The organism is Devosia algicola (assembly GCF_028816455.1).
GTDB lineage: Bacteria > Pseudomonadota > Alphaproteobacteria > Rhizobiales > Devosiaceae > Devosia > Devosia algicola.
Map to the genome: position 1 here is coordinate 2,339,321 of NZ_CP118246.1, position 19,810 is coordinate 2,359,130.

The following is a 19,810-nucleotide window of genomic DNA, read 5'->3' on the forward strand; positions in this document are numbered from 1 at the left end:
GCCCAAGGCCCGCTGACTGGCTCATCGTTACTACCAACAAAAAAAGGCCATCCGGAACGCGCCCGGATGGCCAAATTTATAAACGCCGATCAACAATCAGAATGGGGTGTTCTCATAGTCGAACTCGGCGGCATTATCCTTGGTGATCAAGGTTGAATTGATGATGAAGCGACCATCGACCTGAGCCCCGGCCACAAAGTGCAGCGCGGTCAAATCAATTGCCGTGGCCACCATGTTGGGATTGTAGCTGACATCGACTGGCACTGCGGGATCACCGGCTTCCACCATCTTGATGATCTGGTTCATGCCGGCGCCGCCAACTGACCACATTTCCTTGTCGCGACCGGCTTCCTTGAGTGCCTTGAGCACACCAACCAGCGTGTCATCGTCCTGCGCCCAGACTGCATCGATCTTGTCATATTTGGTCAGGAAATCCTGCATGATCTTGTAACCGTCATCACGGTTCCAATTGGCAAACTGGCTGTCGAGCACCTTGATATCGGTGCCTTCAATGCCCGCCATGAACGCATCCACGCGCTGCGCATCAATCGGAATGGGCGCACCGCGCAGAATGACGATGTTGCCACCGTCAGGCAGGGCTTCTTTGAAATAGTTTGCAGTCGTTGTACCCAGACCCGGATTGTCACCAGCGACATAGAGATCTTCGATGCCGGGCTGGCTTAGCGCACGGTCAACAACGGTAACCCATTTGCCCGCATCCTTGACCTTTTTGATCGAGGAGGTCATGGCGTCCGGATCGCCCGGTAGAATGACCAAACCATCGATGTTGCGGGTCGTGACCATATCTTCCAGATCAGCCGCCTGCTTGGTTGAATCCGGCGCACTGGTCAGAACGAAGCTGAGATTGGGATAGGCCTTGGACAGGCGATCAACCGCCTGTTGGGCAAAAAAGTTTACCCCACCGGTCCAGCCATGATCGGCTGTCGGCACCGAAACGCCAATTACGTAGGATTTTTCCTGGGCGATGGCGGTGCCGCCAAGAGCCAAGCTCCCGATGGTCACGGCCAATGCAGCGGCCTTGAATAGTGACATGATTGCAGTCCTCCCGAATAGGCCTCTTGATGAGGCGTTGCTTGTGAGGTGGCTAGTTCGCCACCCGTTTTGATCTTTGTAGCAGCACCGCCACGATGATGATGGCGCCCTGAAATGCCTGGTTGAGATAGGGGCTGATCAGGCTTTGAAGATTGAGAATATTTCCGATCAACTCCAAAATGATAACACCGACTACCGTGCCCCAGACGCGGCCAGAGCCACCCTTGAGCATCGTGCCCCCGATGATCACTGCGGCAATCGCCTGAAGGCTCCCATAGGACGGCGGTCGGGCTGTTGGCCGAACCGAACCGGGGCACATAAAGCATGGTTGCCACGCCCACCAGCATGCCTTGAAGTACGTAAGTCATCAAGCGCACGCGTTCAACGTCAATCGCTGAATAGCGCGCCACCTGCTCGCTGGAGCCGATCGCCGCCGCATGGCGACCAAAACGGGTACGGCGCAATATGATTTCTGCGCCGATTGCAATCACAGCAAAAACAATAATCGGCACGGGAACACCAAGAATATCGCCCGAATAGACCGGCGCATAGATATCGGCGACCTGAAAATTGAGGTTAAGCGTCCCCCCATCGGCCAGAAAAGTGATGAGCGCCCGGAATATGCCCAAGGCACCCAGCGTTACAATGAAAGGCTCGATCCGCCCCGCTGTAATCAGCAACCCATTGGCCGACCCGGCGGCCGCCCCGATTGCCAATCCCGACAACATGCCGATGATTACGACCAGCCAACCTGTGCCGAGCGAGGGCACCAGCGCGTTCATGATGATGATCATCAACCCGGCAACGAAAGCCGCCATCGAGCCAACCGAGAGGTCAAGGCCGCCCGAGGTAATGACGAAGGTTGCCCCGATGGCAATGATGCCAATCGGTGCGGCGCGCGCCACCACATTCATCATATTACCCACCGACAAAAAATTGCCGTTCAGCGAAGCGCCAAGGATCAGCAGAAGCGCCAAGGCAATCAGCGGGCCGAAAACACTCAGTTTGAACGGCGCACTGACGGCGCCCATCCGCTCTTTGGAGCCTGTATTAGTCAAGCGACAACGCTCCCCTCAATGCCCATGGCATACCGCACGATTGTATCCTCCCCGATCTCGTCACCCGCAAGTTCCCCGACGATCCGGCCGGCCTTCATCACGATTACCCGGTGACAGAGCCCGATGACCTCTGCCATTTCCGATGAAATCACAATGACACTTTTTCCTGATCGCGCCAGCCTGTCGATAAAGCCATAAATCTGTTGCTTGGTGCCAATATCGATACCGCGCGTCGGCTCGTCGATGATCACTATATCGGGGTCGACCAGCATGGTCTTGGCCAGCAATAGCTTTTGCTGATTGCCGCCCGACAGATTGCCCACGCGCACTGCGCGATCACCGGCGCGAATATCAAATTCATCGATTGCCTTGTCGAGCGCGCGCTCCTCGGCCTTTTCGTCGATCAACCCCCTGGTGAACTGATCAAGCGCCAACAGTGTCAGATTGGGGCGCATCTGCTTGTCGAGCAGCAAGCCGCGATCCTTGCGATCTTCAGTCAGATAAGCCACGTGATGTCGGGATGCATCTGCCAACGATCTAATGCGGACGATCGCGCCATTGATCCGGATCGAACCGCGCGTTTGCCGTAACCCAACAAGACCCTCCATAAGGCTCGGTCCTGCCGGCGCCGACCAGACCGGCAAAGCCAAGAATCTCCCCGGCTCGCAGCGTAAACGCGGCATCCCAGACGCGACCAGTCACCGAAAAATTGCTGACCTCAAGCAAAATCTGGCTGTCACCAACCTCGGACTTGGCAGGAAACAGGTCCGAAACATCCCGCCCAACCATTTGGGTTGCCATGTCATCGACGCTTAAACTCTCGACTGAGGTCGTTACAACATGCCGACCGTCACGCAGCACCGTCACGATATCGGCAATCGCCTTGACTTCCTCCAGCTTGTGGGAGGTGTAGAGAATGGCCACGCCCTGACGTTTCAGCCGGTCAATCTGGCGGAACAGCACCTCGGATTCCCGCGTCGTCAAAACCGCAGTCGGCTCGTCCATCACCAGAACGCGGGCATCGCGCACCAGGGCCTTGGCAATTTCAACCATCTGCTTTTGCGGCACCGACAGGTCCGAAACCAGTTGGCGCGGATCAATCTCGGTCTCAAGGCTCAGCGAGCAATTGCTGCGCCCGCGCGCGCATCCCCTGGCTATCAAGGAAGACGCCGGATTTCATTTCGTGACCAAGAAAAATATTGGCCACAACGCTGAGTTGCTCGGCCAGATTGAATTCTTGATGAATCATGGCGACGCCATGGCGTTCGGCGTCGGCACTGTCATGGAAAACCACTGGCTGACCATCGAGCATCAGCGTCCCGGCGCTGGCCCCTTGATAGCCGCAAAGCACTTTCATCAATGTCGATTTTCCGGCGCCGTTCTCACCTATCAGCGCATGCACATGCCCCGCTTGCAACGACAGATCGACGTCGTGGAGAACTTCCACCGGACCAAAACTCTTGGCAATGGATACGCCTGCTAAAAGAGCGCCATTTTCGTCAACCACGCATGATCCTCACGCCGGACTATTATGATCACTATCACAATTTATCGTTGCAGGACCATAACATGGGCGTTGACCCGGTCAACCGATCGCGCGGTCGGTCACTCTAACGTGGGCAGTATCGATCAGGGGCAGCAACCGCAAGATCATTGCTGGCTCAAAAACCCGGCCATGACGCCTTCGGGCATCATGTCAAGCAATTCAATGCCGTAGCCATCGGGGCGCGACGCCCTAATTCGGCCGATAAAGGCCTGCTCTTCGATGAGCAGGCTGACAGTGTCGCCATCACGCTTTTGTAGATATTTTGACGCCGGACGAAAGCGCATGCCGCCCAGCGACATCTCGTTGATTACGCCATCAATATGCTGGGCCGTATCCTGCATCACCATGCGCGCCACAATAAATGTCGAGTGGCGTTCAAACCGACGCTTATGAGCATTTTTCTGCTCGTCCTGCTGCAGACGGCGGCGCAGGGTTTCAGTATCGATAGCAAGATTTTCAGTAGACATGATAACTCCTATCGCGCCACAGTTTTCGGCGTCTCGGCCAAACCGTCATCGGCACCGGGCGGCAGATCTTCATCGCTCCACAGCCGATCGCGTACCTTACCCAATTCGCCGGTGAGCAGGCTCGCCTTCAACTCCTCCAACAGCCTGAAGGCTTCGGTCGATTGCGGCGTCGGCAACAACGCAGCTTCCGCCTCGCGCTGGCGCAACGATGTCAGGGTCTGATCCAGCGCGGACAGGCTTTGGGCCAAGGACAGGTCGCGGGTCTTCAATTGCCGCCCCAGGGAATTGGTCGCCTCCACAATCTCGCTCTTGGCGTCAAGGCCACTGGCCAACGAGCGCATGGCTTCCAGATTGCGCGCCATGGCCTGCCCCAGAACCTGAGACTGGTCCTGCAATTCGCTGATCCCCCCAAAACGCTCTGTACTGCATGAGTTTGTCCAGCGGTAACCTGCGCCAACTCAACCATATTGGCCGATAGGGCATCGAGCTGGGCATTGAGCCGGGCGTTGGACGATACGCTGATCCGTGCCGCGCGCAGCACCAGTGCCAGCTGTTTAGCTTCCATCAGATTGGAGCCGACGACACCCCCAGTTTCAGCCTCCGCGTCATCATCGATCCGCACGATATTGGCCAGCCATCCCTCAAAATCCTGCGTGAAGGTGGAAAACGCCATGGACGAAAAGCGTACCATCATTGACAGCACCAGCGAGGCTGACCGCGCCAAACAATGACGAACTGAACCCAACGGCCATGCCGCGCAGCGGGATTTGCAGATTGCCCAAGAGCGTGGCGATGGCAGTGGTTGGATCGGTGCCGGAAATGTCCAGATCGCCCAAGATCTTGCCTACCGACGCCAGCGTATCGATGAGGCCGATAAAGGTACCAATCAGGCCCAGCAGAATGAGAATACCGGCAATATATTGCGTCAACGAACGCCGCTCATCAAGCCGCAACTGAATTGAATCAATCAGGGTCTGCATCGTCCCGGTCGAGACGCTGACATCGCGCCCACTCGCCAGTTCTTCGGAGATCAACTGATAGGCGTGGCCCAGCACCTCGGGTTTTTCAAACACCACGGCCAGGCTCGTTGCAGCGATAATGCCGCCACATCGGATCAGCAACATTGCCGCTATTCAGGTTGCGCGCATCTTCGTGCATCTCCTTAAGGGCCTGAAACGCAAGGTCTTCGTTCCGCATGCGCATCAGATTGCGATAGACCAGAATGACGCCGAACGCGAACGTGCCCCAGATAGAAAGGTTCAGGTAAATATTCGACATGGCAGCGCGATAGACAAAATCATGCTGCCAGACGCCAAGGATGATCAAAAGGCTCAGCACCACAGAAATACGCGTCACCGGGCCCTTGATACTCTCGGGCAGACCGATAAACAGCGTAATCGGGGATGAGGGGGACATCAAACGCGGTAGTTTGAGTCGTCGAAACATGAACGTAAACCTACGCAATACAAATGGTTAGCGTCACTATCCGTACAATTCCTTGCAAATTCATTGAATTCTTGGCAATTGCCACACTATTGCAAGAAAGCCTTTACACTATCGACGTCAGCCGAATTCTCGGCGGCACGGACGCTGATAATGATATGACCGCCATCAACATCACCGCCCAAAAAGGCATTTCGCACTGCCAGCAACCGGAAATAGGCACTGCGTTTGGCCTGGCTGATAGCCAGCGTGTTGTCGTCATAAAATGCAAATAGCGATACCGTCCTGCCGTCGAGCACAGCCTTGTTGGCCGCAACAAATGCCTGCGCCTGCTTTTCGGCCTCGCTGCTCAAATCCAGCGAGCCTTCAGGAAACCGCACCGTCAAAACTTCGTGCGCCGAGGTAACCTCAACCGGCTTTTTCTCGCGTGCATTCTCTTCGGCGGCGACGACAATTTCGGCCGGGTCAATAACGTCGCGCGAGGTTATCTGCATGGTGTTGTCAGCTTCAACGGTTTGATCGGTCGTCGGCGCCGCCTGCGCTGCCAGGGTCTGCGTGGCAACCGACTTTGACAATTTGGCGATAACCTCGGTCTGTTTTTTGATTTCCTCGGCGGCGTCGGCAAGTTCGGCAGATTTGGCACTGGCGTCTGCCTCGGCGCTTTCCAGCGCCGCTTGCGCCTGCGCTGCCGCCTCGGCCAGTTCCTGATTAACCTGCTGTTGCTTTTCGACGGCCTCGGCCTGCGCCGAAACCGTACTCGCCGACGCATCCAACTGATCTGTCAATTCGGCAACCTTGCGTTCTGCAGCGGCAACAGCAGCGGTTGTTGTCTCCAGGACCGTGCTGTCGGCTTCGGCCTTGGTACTGGCCTCGGCCAATGCGTCCCTGGCGTCTTGCAATTGCGCCTGCTGTGCCGCAGCCTGCTGCTGGCTGGCCTCCAGCTGTGCCGCCATTTCTGCAGCTTTTGCCTCAGCAATTCTTTGCGCCGCGGCACTCGCATCGGCCTTGTCGCTGGCGCTCTGCGCCGCTTGCTGTGCGGCTGCATTAGCCGCTTCGGCTGCCGATTGCGCCGCTTGCTGCTGCTCGGTGAGGGCCTTGACCTCAGCCTGCTTTTGCTCGAGGGCCTCGGTCAACTCGCTGGTTTGCTCGGCAATCGCCTGCTTGCTGATCATCGTGCCTTCGCTCAACGCTTTGGATACCTGCGTTGATATGGCAAAAATTACAATACCGAGAATAATCAGCAAAAAGGTGACAACCATGACGATCGTGGACAGCGCATCCACAAATCCCGGCCAGTAATTTTCCTCTTCTTCGGCCCGTCGCGCCATGTCGCCTATGCCGCCTTCGAAAGGGACGCCAATATCTGCGCCTTGGGTCCATCGGCCACGATCCGGCCCTGATCCATCCAGATCAACCGGTCGACCAAAGTCAGCAACTGCATCCGGTGCGTTGCCAGAATGACGGTGCGTCCGACAAGAAATGCCGGCAAATTCCGGATCAGGCCGGTTTCCGCCGTACTGTCCATGGCCGCCGTTGGCTCGTCGAGTAGCAATATGCGTGGATCGTTCAAAATGGCCCGAGCCAGCCCCACGGCCTGGCGCTCGCCGCCCGATAGAAATTCGCCGCGTGGCCCCACATTGGCGCTATAGCCTTCCGGATGCAGACGCGCAAACTCGGCCACGCCCGACAAGGTCACCGCCCGCTCAAAATCGGCCGGATCGACGCGATCCAGTCCCAGGCAGATATTGGCGCGCAAACTGTCGTGCATCAGAACCGTATCCTGCGCCATCAAGCTGATGTGACGGCGCAATTGCTGCGGCGCCAATTGGCGCGCATCGTTGCCGTCAAACAGGATATTGCCGCTATCGGCTTCATAAAGCCGGGGCAACAGTTTGAGCAGGGAACTCTTGCCGCATCCATTGCGCCCGATAATCCCGATACGTTCGCCAGGCGCGATGGCAATATTGACCCCATCAACTGAACGCTTGGCGACGCCCGGATAGGAAAAGCAGACGCCATGCAGATCGATTTGACCCTTTAGCGGCCGCGCCGCGAGTAGCTTTTCGTCGCCGCCACTCTCTTCGGCCCGGTCGATCACCGCAAAAAATCCGCCAATGGCGACGCGCATGTTCAACAGTGACCCAGTGCTGGAAACAATCGTGTTGGCCGGCGCAATAATACGCCCGACCAGCAGCACACAGGCCGCAAGGTTACCCAGGGTCATCTCTCCGGCGCCTATCTGGATCGCCCCGACAACCACGGTGAACGCAATGACCATCTGCGTTGCCACCAGCGATATCTGGCCCGACCACGCCGATGTTTGGCGAGCGCTATGAGCGGCAAAGGCTGCCGCATCAGTCGCTTCGGCCCAACGCCCGATCAAGGCGCCCTCAGCACGCGCCACCTTGATCGTCGCCAGCATGGCGGTCGATTCGATGGCCTGATCCTGCACCTTGACCCGCAGCCCATGCGACACCGTAGCGGCGCGCCGCGCTCGCCCTGCCCCTATCGCTGTTACAATAGCTACCAGCATGACACCCATCAGTGGCACCATGACCACAATGCCACCCAGATGGGCAACCAACGTCAACATGATGACCACGAAGGGCAGATCAGCAAGCAGGCTGACCATTAATGCGGGCATGGTAAGCGAAGCGCCATCGACCTCGTGCAGCAACGCGGTTACACCAGAGGCGATCTTGGTGTTTTTGGCCAGTGGCGCCCGCAACAATTTGCGATAGAAAAGTCGCTGCAGGCGCAGGCTGATCGAAACCCCGATGGCTTCAAGCAGATTGACCCGCGCCATACGCAAACCGATATCGACAGCAAAGACGATAATGACCCCCATGCATAGCGCTGACAGCGTCTCATAGGCGCCATAGGGCACCACCCGGTCGTAAACGGCCGTGATGAACAGCGGCAAAACCACCAGCAGCATGTTGGAGAGAAACGCCGCGGCGAGTAATTGGACGAGTCTGATGGCGCCGGGCGCCCGCCACCAGTCCGGCAAGCCGAATCAGGTTGGCCCAGGCCGAAGGTTGCTCCTCTTGATCGGTTGCCGCGCTGGCCCGGCTCACCTCGATGATATCGTGTAGCGCCAGCCGCTGGAGCGCGCGCACACCAATGTGCCGAACGCCATCACAACCACGGCATGTGAGCCTTTCTCCTGCCGACCCGGCCGGTAACCACCAGCGCCGATCCATCTACAAGAACGCAGACATAGGGAAAACGTGCCTTTTCCAGGCGCTTTGCCGGCGACCTCGACAGGTCGAGCCCGTGTTCGTGCGCCAATTCGAGCAGATTGTCATAGGCCGGCTGAGCGCCAAAACGCCTCAGCAATTCGTCATCGAGCGCAAGTTCCGGCACCGCTGCGGACGCCATGATCTGGCGCAAGGCCACCACAAGCGGCACGCCAATAGTAGCGCGCATCGATCCGCCATGACCAAATGCATTCGCCAGTTTCTTGCGCAATCCTGTAATGGAACCGGACTTTTGCCGGGGGTCACTGACCTGATTGTTTGACTGATCTTGCACGGAATAGCCCCATTGGCACTTCTGCTATCAGTACCGGTCGGGATTAAACATCTGGTTAACCTTAACTGGTAGTAAAGGAGAGACCCCTGTTCCTGTTCCCGGATGCTCCCTTATGACCTTGGTCGCCCCAGATGAAACCGCTGATGGCACTGGCAGCCACTCCAGCTTTTTCGTGCCGCGCACCGATCACATCGGGCGATCCGCCAACACCATATTCATCCTGGTCACCCTTTTCGGATTTGCGGCGTTTTTTACCTGGGCATCCACCACCTCGGTCGAGCAGGTTACTCGCGCCAGCGGCCGCGTGATCCCCACTGAACAAAATCAGAATGTCCAGCATCTTGAGGGTGGTATAATCTCAGAAATCCTTGTTCATGAGGGCGATCTGGTACAGGCGGGCGACGTTCTGGTGCGGGTTCAGAATAGCTTCAACCTCGCCGAACTGCGCCAGATCAAGGTTGATTTGGCGGCCCAGGAAGTGCGCTTCGCCCGGCTCGATGCCGAAGCTACGGGCGCGGCAGAATTCGCTCCCCCAAAACAGGATGCCCAGGCTCTATCCTGAATTGATCGATAATGAGATGGCCCTGTTCAAGCGTCGGCAGGCCAATCTGGCTGAGCAACTGGCCATTTTTGACGATCAGGCCAAGCAGCAGCGGCTTGGGCTGGTGGAGCGACGGACACGCTTGACCAATACTCGCCAGGCCTATGATCTGATGAGCCAACAGGTGGAAAGCCTGACCGACCTCGTGGCCCAGGGTGCCGCGTCGCGCAACGCCCTGCTTGATCGCCAGAGTCAATTGCAGGACATCCAGACCCAGATGGACGATCTGCAGTTCCAGATACCTCAATATGAGTCCGGCCTGAGTGAAGTGGAACGTCGCCGCAGTGAGGCAGAACTGCAATTTCGATCCGATGCCGAAAATGACCGTGGCGACGCGCAGATCAAGATCGTCAAGGCTCAACGAATCTATTAGCGCCATGACGGACCGGTCTGAGCGGACCAATGTAACCGCGCCAATCAGCGGTCGCATCAACCGCCTGCTGGTCTCGACCGTCGGCGGCGTCGTCCAACCCGGACAGACACTGCTGCAAATCGTGCCGGCCGACGCTGCCGTGTCGATCGAGGCGCGGGTTTCTCCAAAGGATCGCGGTGACATATACCCGGGGCTGGAAAGCGTTATCAAGATCAGCGCCTACGATTACTCGATCTATGGCGGCCTGCGTGGCAAGATCGTCGAAATCTCGCCCGACGCGTTGCAGGATCAGGGCGGCGAGCCCTATTTCCGCGTCCGGGTTGAAGCCAGTACGCAATCATTCGGCAAGGCACAGCCAGTTGTGCCCGGCATGTTGGCAGAGGTCGACGTGCTGACCGGTTCCAACACTGTTCTCGACTATTTGCTGAAACCCATCCGCCGGATCGGCGAGAGGGCGCTGCGTCAATAGTTCAGGAATTAACGATCAGCGTGGCAATAGATGGGTTGGTGTGGCCCGCATTGTCAAAGAATGTATAGGTCGTCTCGCTACCGCTGACAGCGGTATCAAAAAACCCGCTCGCAGAAATACTATCACCCGCGTCGGTGTTGAGTGTCAGCGAGTTGCTGCTACCGGTAATCGACTGCACATTACTCGCATCCAGTGTAAGCGTTGCGTCAAGTCCGGCATGAGTAAAGTCAATGATTTCGACGTCACTGAGGATCGAGGAGAGCGCCGAGGCGTCGGTAACCGTACCGCCGTCGGAGAAACTGACGCTGTCAGTACCGCTGCCGCCGTCAATATGGGTGCTGGGCAGGCTGACCATGCCGGTGTCTATAAGGAAACTGTCGGCATATGAGGAGCCGACGGCTCGCTCGACACCGTTTAACGTGTCACCAGCCGCGTCACCGCCAGTAGACGCGGTACCATCAAAATGAACATTGACCGCACTACCCGACGCTGAATAGTCGGCAGTATCGATGCCAGTCCCACCCTCGAGCGTGTCGCTGCCAGCGCCACCGATCAACTGGTCATCCCCGGCGCCGCCCGACAAATTGTCATTGCCCGCGCCACCGATAAGCATGTCATTGCCGCTTGATCCGTTCAGAACGTCGTCATAGTTCGACCCGATCAGGCGCTCGACCCCGTTGAGCGTATCGCCCGCCGCATCGCCACCGCTGGATATGGTGCCATCAAGGTGCACGGTGACCGCAGCGCTAGACGCCGAATAGTCAGCTGTGTCAGTTCCGGCACCGCCATCAAGATTGTCCGCGCCAGCGCCGCCGACCAAAGTGTCATCACCCCCACCGCCGAGTAAACTGTCGTTACCTGCACCACCATAGAGTTGGTCAGCACCGGCTCCACCGGCAAGTTGGTTGTTGCCAGCGTCGCCCGTCAGGCTGTCGGCATAATCCGAGCCGATCAGATGCTCGATTGAGATCAGTGTATCGCCTTGCGCATCGCCACCCGAAGCGGCAAGGGTCGCCAGATTAACCGTTACCGCGCTGTTGGAAGCGGCATAGTCCGCCGTATCCTGCCCGGCGCCGCCATCAAGAATATCGCTACCGGCACCGCCATCGAGCCGATCATCACCCGCCCCGCCACGCAATTGCTCGTTGCTGTTCGATGTTCCGACAATAACATCGTCAAAACCCGAACCGATGACCTGTTCAATACCGCTTAATAGATCGCCCGCCGCATCACCGCCCGACGATGGTGCATGGTTCATGTAAACGGTGACCCCTGACGCGGAGGCCGCATAACTGGCGGTATCAAACCCGGCGTCGCCCTGCAGATCATCCGCGCCCGAACCGCCCACCAGCAGATCGTCGCCATCGCCGCCAATCAATATGTCGGCGCCACCGCCACCTGACAGAGTGTCGTTTCCTGCACCACCAGAGATTTGGTTGGTGGCACCGTCCCCGCTCAGATTGTCAACGAAACCGGAGCCGACAAGATTTTCAATCGCGGACAATGTGTCGCCCTGCGCGTGGCCACCACTCCCGGTGCCAGCCACCAGATCAACCGTGACGCCGCTATCGGACCCACTATAGTCGGCGGTATCAATGCCGGTGCCGCCCGTGAGTACGTCCGCGCCTTCGCCGCCAATGATGGTGTCATTGCCCGCGCCGCCGTCGATGTCGTCAGCGCCACTGCCGCCATTCAAATTGTCATCGTCATTACCGCCAGTGATGACGTCATCGCCATCGTCGCCACTAATGGTGTCGTTGCCATCGCTGCCAATCAGCGTGTCATTGCCGCCACCGCCCGAAATGACATCATTGCCGAGACTGCCATCGAGAATATTGTTGCTGCCGTCACCGGTGATCGTATCCGAGGCAAGCGAACCCGTGATATTTTCAATCGATATGAAGGTGTCGCCTGCCGCGTCACCACCCGAATTTATCCCGGTTGCAAGATTGACGTTGATGCCACTGATGGTGCCGGCATAGCTTGCCGTATCCGAGCCTGCCCCGCCCTCGAGCCGGTCGGCCCCACCGGCGCCGATCAGGATATCGTCACCCGCCCCGCCACTGAACACCTCGTTCGCGCCGGTACCAAGGATTGTGTCATTAAATGCAGTGCCGACGACATTTTCGATTCCGGTCAACCGGTCGCCGGCCGCGTCGCCACCGGAGGAGGCCAATCCATCGAGCCGCAAATTGATGGCGGCACTGGAAGCCGAATAATCTGCCGTATCAGTCCCGGCGCCGCCGCCCAGCGTATCAGCGCCCAGACCACCAATCAGCGTATCGTCGCCTGCCCCGCCATCCAGGGTGTCATTGCCTGCCCCGCCATCAAGCGTATCGTCGCCATCATTGCCATTGAGTGTATTGTTACCACCATCGCCGGTCAGGACATCATTATTCGCTGAACCATCGACATTCTCGAAATTGACAATAGTGTCGCCCTGCGCATCACCACCAGCGGCGGAATTGGTGCCCAGATTGACAGTGACCCCGGCGCTTGAGCCGGAATAATCGAGCGTATCGACCCCGCTGCCACCATCCAGATTGTCGGCGCCCGCGCCGCCGGTAATCCGGTCAACACCCGATCCACCATCGATGGAGTCGTCACCGGCCTGACCGTCCAGCGTATCGTCTTCGTCGCCACCCAGAATGGTGTCGTTGCCGTCGCCGCCAAAGATGGTGTCATCATCGTCACCACCATCGAGGTAGTCAGCGCCGGTACCACCATAAATCGTGTCGTCGTCTTCCATGCCCAGAATGGTATCGGCCCCGTCGCCACCGGACAGAATGTCGGCGCCATTGCCACCCTCGAGACGATTGTCCAATCCGTTGCCGGTCAAATTATCGGCAAAACCGGACCCGATGATGTTTTCAAAGTTCGAGATAATGTCGCTTGCCGCGTGCCCGCCCGATGCGGTCGAAGTTGCAAAATTTATCGTGACCCCGGCATTGGAGGTTGCATAAGTTAGCGTATCGATACCTGCACCGCCATCGAGCGTATCGCCGCCAGCGCCACCCGAAATGATGTCGTCGCCCAACCCGCCCCGAATGGTGTTGACCGCCGCATCGCCCAACAGTGTATCATTATAGTCGGACCCGATCAGGCCTTCGATCGACACCAGCGTATCGCCGAGGGCGTCTGCACCCGCATGTACACCGCCGACCATGTCAACCGTGACCGCCGTGCCGGCATCCGAATAATCTGCAAAGTCAAAGCCGGTGCCACCGTCGAGCGTGTCGGCGCCGCCGCGTCCAGCAAGAATATCGTCACCAGCGCCACCGCTGAGTAGGTTGGCACCAGAAGTACCTGAAATTATATCGTTATTTGCCGTACCAATAACGTTCTCGATACCCGAATAGCTGTCGCCCTGGGCCAGGCCACCGGTGCCAGTGGCGTTCAGATCGACTGTAACTGCGCTTGAAAGCGAATAATTGACCGTGTCGGTGTCGGCACCGCCATTGATCGTATCACTGCCCAGATCACCCCAGATAATGTCATTGCCACCATCACCATTGATGGTGTCATCACCATCGCCGCCATAAAGCGTATCAGCGCCATTGCCGCCACTGATGGTGTCATTGCCGCCATTGCCGTATATGGTGTCGTTGCCTTCGCTGCCCGACAGGATATCGGCCGCGGCGCCACCATTGAGAATGTCATTGCCGTAATAGCCATTGAGCGTGCTGCCACTATCCGAAGCTGTCAGCGTGTCGCCAGCGTTCGAGCCAATAACCTCCTCAATCCCGGTATAGCTGTCCCCATTGGCGTATCCGGCTGAACCAACGCCAGTTTGCAGATTGACTGTTACTGCGGCGCCGCTGCCCTGGAACGTCACCCGGTCGTAGCCGGCCCCGCCATCAATGGTATCCGCCCCGTCACCGGCATAGATAATGTCGTTGCCATCGCCGCCATAAAGCGTATCAGCGCCTGCCCCGTCCGAAATGCTGTCGTTACCCGCCCCACCGTCAATGACATTGGCATTGCCATCACCCGTCAGGCTATCGCCGTAGGCGGAACCTGTCAGGTTCTCAATGCCGGAATAAGTATCGCCCAGCGCTTCACCCGATGTACCAAGCCCGCTGGCCAGCGACGCGGTGACCCCACCGGCGGCATTGGCGAAGCTGGCCGTATCGCTGCCAAGCCCACCCACAAGTGTATCGCTGCCAGCACGACCCTCAAGAATATCGTCGCCGGCCCCGCCCGTCAGAACATTGTTGGCCCCATCACCGATCAGCGTGTCGTCGAATGAAGACCCCGTCAGGTTCTCAATATTTGTCAGCGTATCGTTGAGGGCATCACCGAGGGTACCAACGCCGGTGCTCAGATTGACAGCGATCCCCGATGTTGCCGTACCATAATCGGCAGTGTCCAGCCCCAACCCGCCGTCGAGCACATCTGCACCCGCACCACCGATCAGCCGGTCGTCACTATCGCCACCTGAAATGGTGTCATTACCGGCGTCGCCATAAAGAATGTCAGCACCATCATTGCCCGCAATCAGGTCGGCGCCGAGGCCGCCATAGATCGTGTCATTGCCCGAACCGCCACGCAGATCATCATCGCCGTCCATGCCATAGATCTGATCATTGCCCCCGTTCCCGATCAGAATATTGGCCAGCCCGTCGCCCCGCAGCGTGTCGGCACTGTTGGAGCCACTGACATTTTCAATGTCGGTCAGACTATCTCCAGCCGCGTCGCCACCGGCATTGTTGGCATTGTTCGCCAAATCCACCGTTACGGCGGCCGAGGCGCTATAGTCGGCGGTATCATTGCCGGTGCCACCCAAATAGGTGTCGGCGCCAAGGCTGCTGCGAAAGACATCATTTCCAGCCCCGCCATCAGCGTAATCGGCGCCAGTCGTGCCCCCGAAACTATCGTCAAAATTGCTGCCGATGATCCGCTCGACCTCGAACAGGCGGTCGCCTTGTGCGTGGCCGCCTGAACTGCTGGCACCACCCAGCGTAATGTTCACCCCGGCGTCCGACCCCGAATAGTCGGCACTGTCAATTCCTGTGCCACCATAGATCGTATCGGCACCTACGCCACCGACCAGATTGTCGTCATCCGCACCGCCATAGAGAGTATCGTCGCCGTCGCCACCAATCAGCGTATCGTTCCCCGCGCCACCCGAAACAATATTGCTGCCAGAATCGCCCGTCAGCGTGTCTCCAAAGGCCGACCCCGTCAGATTTTCGATGCTGGAATAGCTGTCCCCCAGCGCATCGAGTGTATTGACGCCCGGATTGGCGAGGCTGGCAATAGTTCCCGCCGCAGCGTTTTGATAGGAGGCCGTGTCTGAACCAGCACCACCAACCAGAACGTCGGCGCCCGCGCCGCCGACCAGAATGTCATTGCCCGCATCACCATCAAGTCGGTTGACACCTGCGTCACCGATGAGCGTATCACCAAAGGCCGAACCGGTGAGATTTTCAATACCGGACAGCGTGTCGCCCTGGGCGTCCCCGCCCAGTCCCGTGCCGCTGCTCAAATCCACGGTAACGGCGGAACTGGAATTCAAATAGCCCGCCGTATCGATACCAGCGCCGCCTGCCAGAGTGTCGCCGCCAGCACCGCCATCGAGGACATCGGCACCATTGCCGCCGCTGAGGCTGTTGACGTTATTGTCGCCAACCAAAGTGTCGTCAAAATTGGTGCCGATCAGATTTTCGATCTCGAGCAGCGTGTCACCTTCAGCGTCGCCGCCCGTTCCGGTGCCCGATGCCAAATTGACCGAGACGGCGGCGGCGGAACTGGAATAGTCCGCCGTATCAATCCCGGCATTGCCATTAAGCACATCAGCGCCCGCGCCGCCTATCAGCGTGTCGTTGCCCGCACCGCCATAGAGGAAGTCATTACCCGCTAGACCCGATAGCGTGTCATTGCCGTCCCCGCCGTAAAGACTGTCAACGCCAGCGCCACCAGTCAGCACATCGTCGCCCGCCAGGCCCTGCAGAACGCTGCCTGTTGCAGCGGCCGTCAAATTATCGCCAAAGGCCGACCCATCAATCCTCTCGATGCTTATGAAGGTGTCGCCCGCAGCATCGCCGCCGGACGCCGTATTGGTGGCCAGATTGACAGTTACTGCCTGCGCCGACGCCGCGTAGGACACTGTATCATTGCCAAGTCCACCATCGAACTGGTCGCCGCCGCCGAGGCCAACCAGCGTATCATTGCCAGCGCCACCGACTAGAATATTGGCGCCGCTACTACCGGTCAGCGTATCGTCAAAACCTGATCCTTCAAGGTTTTCAATATCTGTCAGCTGGTCGCCCTGGGCTTCTCCACCCAGGCCGAAACCGCCCGCAAGCGTGACGATCACGCCTGCCGCCGAAGCCGCGTAACGCGCCGTATCATTGCCGCCGCCGCCGCGCAGGCGATCCGCGCCAGCGCCGCCTTCCAATATGTCGTCGCCCAACCCGCCCTCAAGCGTGTTATTGTTGGCATCGCCATTGAGCCGATCATCAAAACCAGAGCCAATGACATTTTCGACATTGGAGATGATGTCGCCCTGGGCGTGACCACCAACGCCGGTTCCCAAGGCCAGATCGATGGTCACGGCGGCGTTTGATGCCGAATAATCTATCGTGTCGCTGCCGGTGCCACCATCAAGCGTATCGGCGCCACCAAGCCCGATGAGCAGGTCATCATTGTCACCGCCGTTGAGCGTGTCATTTCCGGCATCGCCGTTCAGCGTGTCATCACCCGCCCCGCCAAACAGTGTGCTACCGCTGGCGGCGGCCGTAAGGACGTCATTGCGTGACGAGCCGATAACCGTTTCGATGCCCGATAGTGTATCGCCCTGGGCGTCACCGCCGGTACCGATACCACTGGCGAGATTGACATTTACCCCATTGAAGGACGCTGCATAGGTGGCCGTGTCCGTGCCCGCACCACCCGAAATGATGTCGGCGCCGCCACCGCCCGCAATGATATCGTCGCCACCATTGCCGTAAAAACCTTCGTCCGCGCCAGTGCCGCTCAGGACGTCAGCAAAGGCTGAGCCGTCGAGCACCTCAACATTGCTCAGAACGTCCCCGGCTGCCGTCCCGCCGCTACCCACGCTTCCATCCAGCGAAATGGTAACACCAGCACCCGAAGCGGCATAGCTGGCGGTATCCCGGCCCGCACCACCATCAAGCGTGTCAGCACCTAAGCCGCCAACCAGGTTGTCGTCGCCCGCGCCAGCCGAAATCACATTGGCGCCATCGTCGCCGGTCAGCAAATCGTTGCCCGCGCTACCGATCAGGTTTTCGATGCTGACAAGTCCGTCGCCGGTTGCATCACCACCGCTTGCGGTACCCGCGCCCAGATCAATTGTGACAGGCTCCGGCCGAGGTCGAATAATCCGCCGTGTCCGTGCCCGACCCGCCATCAAGGCTGTCCGCACCAGCGCCACCTGACAGCACATCATTGCCTAGGCCACCGAGCAAAATGTCGTCACCCGCCATGCCCGAGAGCGTATCATTGCCCGATCCGCCTTCGAGACGATTGGCGACGGCGTCGCCGGTGAGCGTGTCGTTGCCGGATGAGCCGACGAGATTCTCGATGCCCGAAAGCTGATCGCCCTGGGCATCTGACCCCGTACCCAAGCCGGTGCCCAGATCCACCGAAACAGCGCCGGTGGCGCCCGAATAGTCGGCCGTATCGGTACCCCCGCCGCCAACCAGCACGTCGGCACCGCCGCCCCCCGACAGAACATCGTCGCCCGCGCCACCCTCTAGCCGGTTTACCGCCGAGTTGCCGGTCAATCGATCATTGCCATCCGAACCAATTAGATTTTCGACCGAGTCGAAATTGTCGCCCTGAGCGTCACCGCCCGTGGCGGTGTTGGCGGCAAGATCTACATTGATGGCAGCCGAGGAGGCACTATAGTCGGCGGTATCCGAACCCGCCCCGCCCCGCAGCACATCGGCGCCACCCAGACCCGCCAGCAAATCATCGCCCGCGCCACCCTCGATAACATTGCCCGCGCCATCGCCAACCAAGGTGTCCGCAAAACTCGAGCCGGTGAGATTTTCGATGCCGGTTATCGTATCGCCAAGTGCATCGCCAGCGCTGCCGCTGCCAGTGGTCAGATTGATATTAACGCCCGCCAATGCCCCGACATAGCTGGCTGTATCTGTACCCGCACCACCATCGAGCGCGTCGGCACCAGAACCGCCCTGCAAAATATCATCGCCCGCGCCACCTGAAAGCGTGTCAACGCCGGTGCCGCCGTCGAGCCTGATCATCACCATCACCACCAGCCAGCGTATCATTGCCACCAAGCCCAAACAGCGTATCGTTGCCTGCATTGCCGGTCAGGATATTCGCGCCGGTATCGCCCGATAGGTAGTCGTCATGGACCGAGCCTGTGGCGTTTTCTATATCGGCAAGCGTGTCGCCAGCGGCATCACCTCCAAGCCCGGTACCGGCCTGCAGGTCAATGGTGACCGCCGCCGATGAGCCTGAATAGTCAGCCGTATCAGTGCCGGCGCCACCGCTGAGGGCATCGGCTCCAGCGCCGCCGACCAGCACGTCATTGCCGGCGCCGCCTGAGAGCGCATTCGCCCCGCTATCACCGGTCAGACTATCGTCAAAATCGGATCCGGTAATATTCTCAATGCCGCTATAGCTGTCGTTCTGCGCATCGCCGCCCACTCCGGTACCCGTGTTGAGATTGACGCTGACCCCAGCACCCGATGTTGCGTAATTCGCGGTATCAAGGCCCGCACCGCCATCCAGAACATCTGCGCCGACGCCGCCTGTCAACAGATCATTGCCCGCGCCGCCGACCAATGTGTCGTCACCCGCAAAACCCGTCAGTTGGTCATTGCCGGCCCCGCCCTCGAGACGATTGGCGCCGCTGTCACCGAGCAGAATATCGTTCCCGACCGAACCGATCACATCTTCTATGCCGGTGAGGGTGTCGCCCTGCGCGTCCGAACCAAGACCGGTGCCATTGCCAAGATCAATGGTTACCGCCCCTGCTGCGGTAGAATAATCGGCGGTGTCACGACCGGCGCCCCCAGACAGGATATCCGCCCCGGCGCCGCCAATCAGGCGGTCATCGCCAGCACCACCGCTGAGTTGATTGTTGTTGGCATCGCCCGCCAGCAGATCATTACTGTCCGAGCCGACAAGATTTTCGATGGAGTCAAAACTGTCGCCCGCCGCATCGCCGCCGGTAGCAGTATTGTTGGCAAGGTCAATGGTCACGCCCGCCGAAGAGGCACTGTAGTCCGCCGTATCGGACCCGGCACCACCGCGCAATACATCAGCCCCCC

General features: G+C 58.8%; 14 protein-coding genes and 2 pseudogenes. 3 read left to right on the plus strand and 13 right to left on the minus strand.

The genetic code is table 11. From position 1 onward, the window contains the following. Window positions 1–96 precede the first annotated feature (96 nt). The 10 genes and pseudogenes from PSQ19_RS12415 to PSQ19_RS12460 form a co-directional block, all read right to left on the minus strand. Window positions 97–1,053 (minus strand): substrate-binding domain-containing protein, encoded by a 957-nt coding sequence (locus tag PSQ19_RS12415; RefSeq protein WP_282217989.1) that lies wholly within the window; start codon window positions 1,051–1,053, stop codon window positions 97–99. A 52-nt stretch (window positions 1,054–1,105) separates the two neighbouring features. Next, a pseudogene (locus PSQ19_RS19460) lies at window positions 1,106–2,084 on the minus strand (ABC transporter permease). A gap of 23 nt (window positions 2,085–2,107) precedes the next feature. Beyond that, window positions 2,108–3,618: pseudogene (locus PSQ19_RS12425) on the minus strand (sugar ABC transporter ATP-binding protein). Between the two features lie 143 nt (window positions 3,619–3,761). Next, the gene (locus tag PSQ19_RS12430) at window positions 3,762–4,124 is read right to left on the minus strand and encodes a PilZ domain-containing protein (protein WP_282217991.1); all 363 of its coding nucleotides are present in this window, start codon (window positions 4,122–4,124) and stop codon (window positions 3,762–3,764) included. A gap of 8 nt (window positions 4,125–4,132) precedes the next feature. Next, window positions 4,133–4,519 (minus strand): hypothetical protein, encoded by a 387-nt coding sequence (locus PSQ19_RS12435; RefSeq protein WP_282217992.1) that lies wholly within the window; start codon window positions 4,517–4,519, stop codon window positions 4,133–4,135. Window positions 4,520–4,765: 246 nt separating this feature from the next. After that, window positions 4,766–5,248, minus strand: coding sequence for a MotA/TolQ/ExbB proton channel family protein (locus PSQ19_RS12440; RefSeq protein ID WP_282217993.1), 483 nt, complete (start codon window positions 5,246–5,248; stop codon window positions 4,766–4,768). Next, the gene (locus PSQ19_RS12445) at window positions 5,190–5,570 is read right to left on the minus strand and encodes a hypothetical protein (RefSeq protein WP_282217994.1); all 381 of its coding nucleotides are present in this window, start codon (window positions 5,568–5,570) and stop codon (window positions 5,190–5,192) included. The genes PSQ19_RS12440 and PSQ19_RS12445 overlap by 59 nt, the downstream gene beginning before the upstream one ends. A gap of 86 nt (window positions 5,571–5,656) precedes the next feature. Further along, entirely contained in the window at window positions 5,657–6,895 is a 1,239-nt protein-coding gene (locus PSQ19_RS12450; RefSeq protein WP_282217995.1) for a hypothetical protein, read from the minus strand. A 5-nt stretch (window positions 6,896–6,900) separates the two neighbouring features. After that, window positions 6,901–8,577 carry an ATP-binding cassette domain-containing protein gene (locus PSQ19_RS12455; protein WP_282217996.1) on the minus strand — a complete coding sequence of 559 codons (1,677 nt, stop codon included), beginning with the start codon at window positions 8,575–8,577 and terminating at the stop codon, window positions 6,901–6,903. Window positions 8,578–8,705: 128 nt separating this feature from the next. Beyond that, entirely contained in the window at window positions 8,706–9,101 is a 396-nt protein-coding gene (locus PSQ19_RS12460; protein ID WP_282217997.1) for a hypothetical protein, read from the minus strand. Between the two features lie 112 nt (window positions 9,102–9,213). Here PSQ19_RS12460 and PSQ19_RS12465 point away from each other — a divergent pair, with 112 nt between their 5' ends. From PSQ19_RS12465 to PSQ19_RS12475, 3 genes are read left to right on the plus strand one after another with little or no spacing between them, the layout of a single operon-like run. Next, window positions 9,214–9,663 (plus strand): putative HlyD family type I secretion protein, encoded by a 450-nt coding sequence (locus PSQ19_RS12465; protein ID WP_282217998.1) that lies wholly within the window; start codon window positions 9,214–9,216, stop codon window positions 9,661–9,663. Next, window positions 9,644–10,075 (plus strand): hypothetical protein, encoded by a 432-nt coding sequence (locus PSQ19_RS12470; RefSeq protein WP_282217999.1) that lies wholly within the window; start codon window positions 9,644–9,646, stop codon window positions 10,073–10,075. Before PSQ19_RS12465 ends, PSQ19_RS12470 begins: the two co-directional genes overlap by 20 nt. Before the next feature lie 4 nt (window positions 10,076–10,079). Continuing rightward, window positions 10,080–10,544 carry an HlyD family efflux transporter periplasmic adaptor subunit gene (locus PSQ19_RS12475; RefSeq protein ID WP_282218000.1) on the plus strand — a complete coding sequence of 155 codons (465 nt, stop codon included), beginning with the start codon at window positions 10,080–10,082 and terminating at the stop codon, window positions 10,542–10,544. Between the two features lies 1 nt (window position 10,545). Here PSQ19_RS12475 and PSQ19_RS12480 read toward each other — a convergent pair whose 3' ends face one another. From PSQ19_RS12480 to PSQ19_RS12490, 3 genes are read right to left on the minus strand one after another with little or no spacing between them, the layout of a single operon-like run. Continuing rightward, the gene (locus PSQ19_RS12480; RefSeq protein WP_282218001.1) at window positions 10,546–17,916 is read right to left on the minus strand and encodes a calcium-binding protein; all 7,371 of its coding nucleotides are present in this window, start codon (window positions 17,914–17,916) and stop codon (window positions 10,546–10,548) included. Beyond that, entirely contained in the window at window positions 17,855–18,775 is a 921-nt protein-coding gene (locus tag PSQ19_RS12485; RefSeq protein ID WP_282218002.1) for a calcium-binding protein, read from the minus strand. Before PSQ19_RS12485 ends, PSQ19_RS12480 begins: the two co-directional genes overlap by 62 nt. After that, window positions 18,744–19,796: a calcium-binding protein gene (locus PSQ19_RS12490; RefSeq protein ID WP_282218003.1), complete on the minus strand. Its 1,053-nt coding sequence runs from the start codon at window positions 19,794–19,796 to the stop codon at window positions 18,744–18,746. Before PSQ19_RS12490 ends, PSQ19_RS12485 begins: the two co-directional genes overlap by 32 nt. Window positions 19,797–19,810 lie beyond the last annotated feature (14 nt).

Bases quoted from the DNA above. Each gene is read 5' to 3' on its own strand.
- PSQ19_RS12440 (WP_282217993.1), bottom strand. From the start codon at position 5,248: ATGTTGCTGATCCGATGTGGCGGCATTATCGCTGCAACGAGCCTGGCC.
- PSQ19_RS12415 (WP_282217989.1), bottom strand. From the start codon at position 1,053: ATGTCACTATTCAAGGCCGCTGCATTGGCCGTGACCATCGGGAGCTTG.
- PSQ19_RS12470 (WP_282217999.1), top strand. From the start codon at position 9,644: ATGCCCAGGCTCTATCCTGAATTGATCGATAATGAGATGGCCCTGTTC.
- PSQ19_RS12450 (WP_282217995.1), bottom strand. From the start codon at position 6,895: ATGGCGCGACGGGCCGAAGAAGAGGAAAATTACTGGCCGGGATTTGTG.
- PSQ19_RS12445 (WP_282217994.1), bottom strand. From the start codon at position 5,570: ATGTTTCGACGACTCAAACTACCGCGTTTGATGTCCCCCTCATCCCCG.
- PSQ19_RS12465 (WP_282217998.1), top strand. From the start codon at position 9,214: ATGACCTTGGTCGCCCCAGATGAAACCGCTGATGGCACTGGCAGCCAC.
- PSQ19_RS12485 (WP_282218002.1), bottom strand. From the start codon at position 18,775: ATGATCAGGCTCGACGGCGGCACCGGCGTTGACACGCTTTCAGGTGGC.
- PSQ19_RS12430 (WP_282217991.1), bottom strand. From the start codon at position 4,124: ATGTCTACTGAAAATCTTGCTATCGATACTGAAACCCTGCGCCGCCGT.
- PSQ19_RS12480 (WP_282218001.1), bottom strand. From the start codon at position 17,916: ATGGCGGGTCGGGCACGGACACGGCGGATTATTCGACCTCGGCCGGAG.
- PSQ19_RS12475 (WP_282218000.1), top strand. From the start codon at position 10,080: ATGACGGACCGGTCTGAGCGGACCAATGTAACCGCGCCAATCAGCGGT.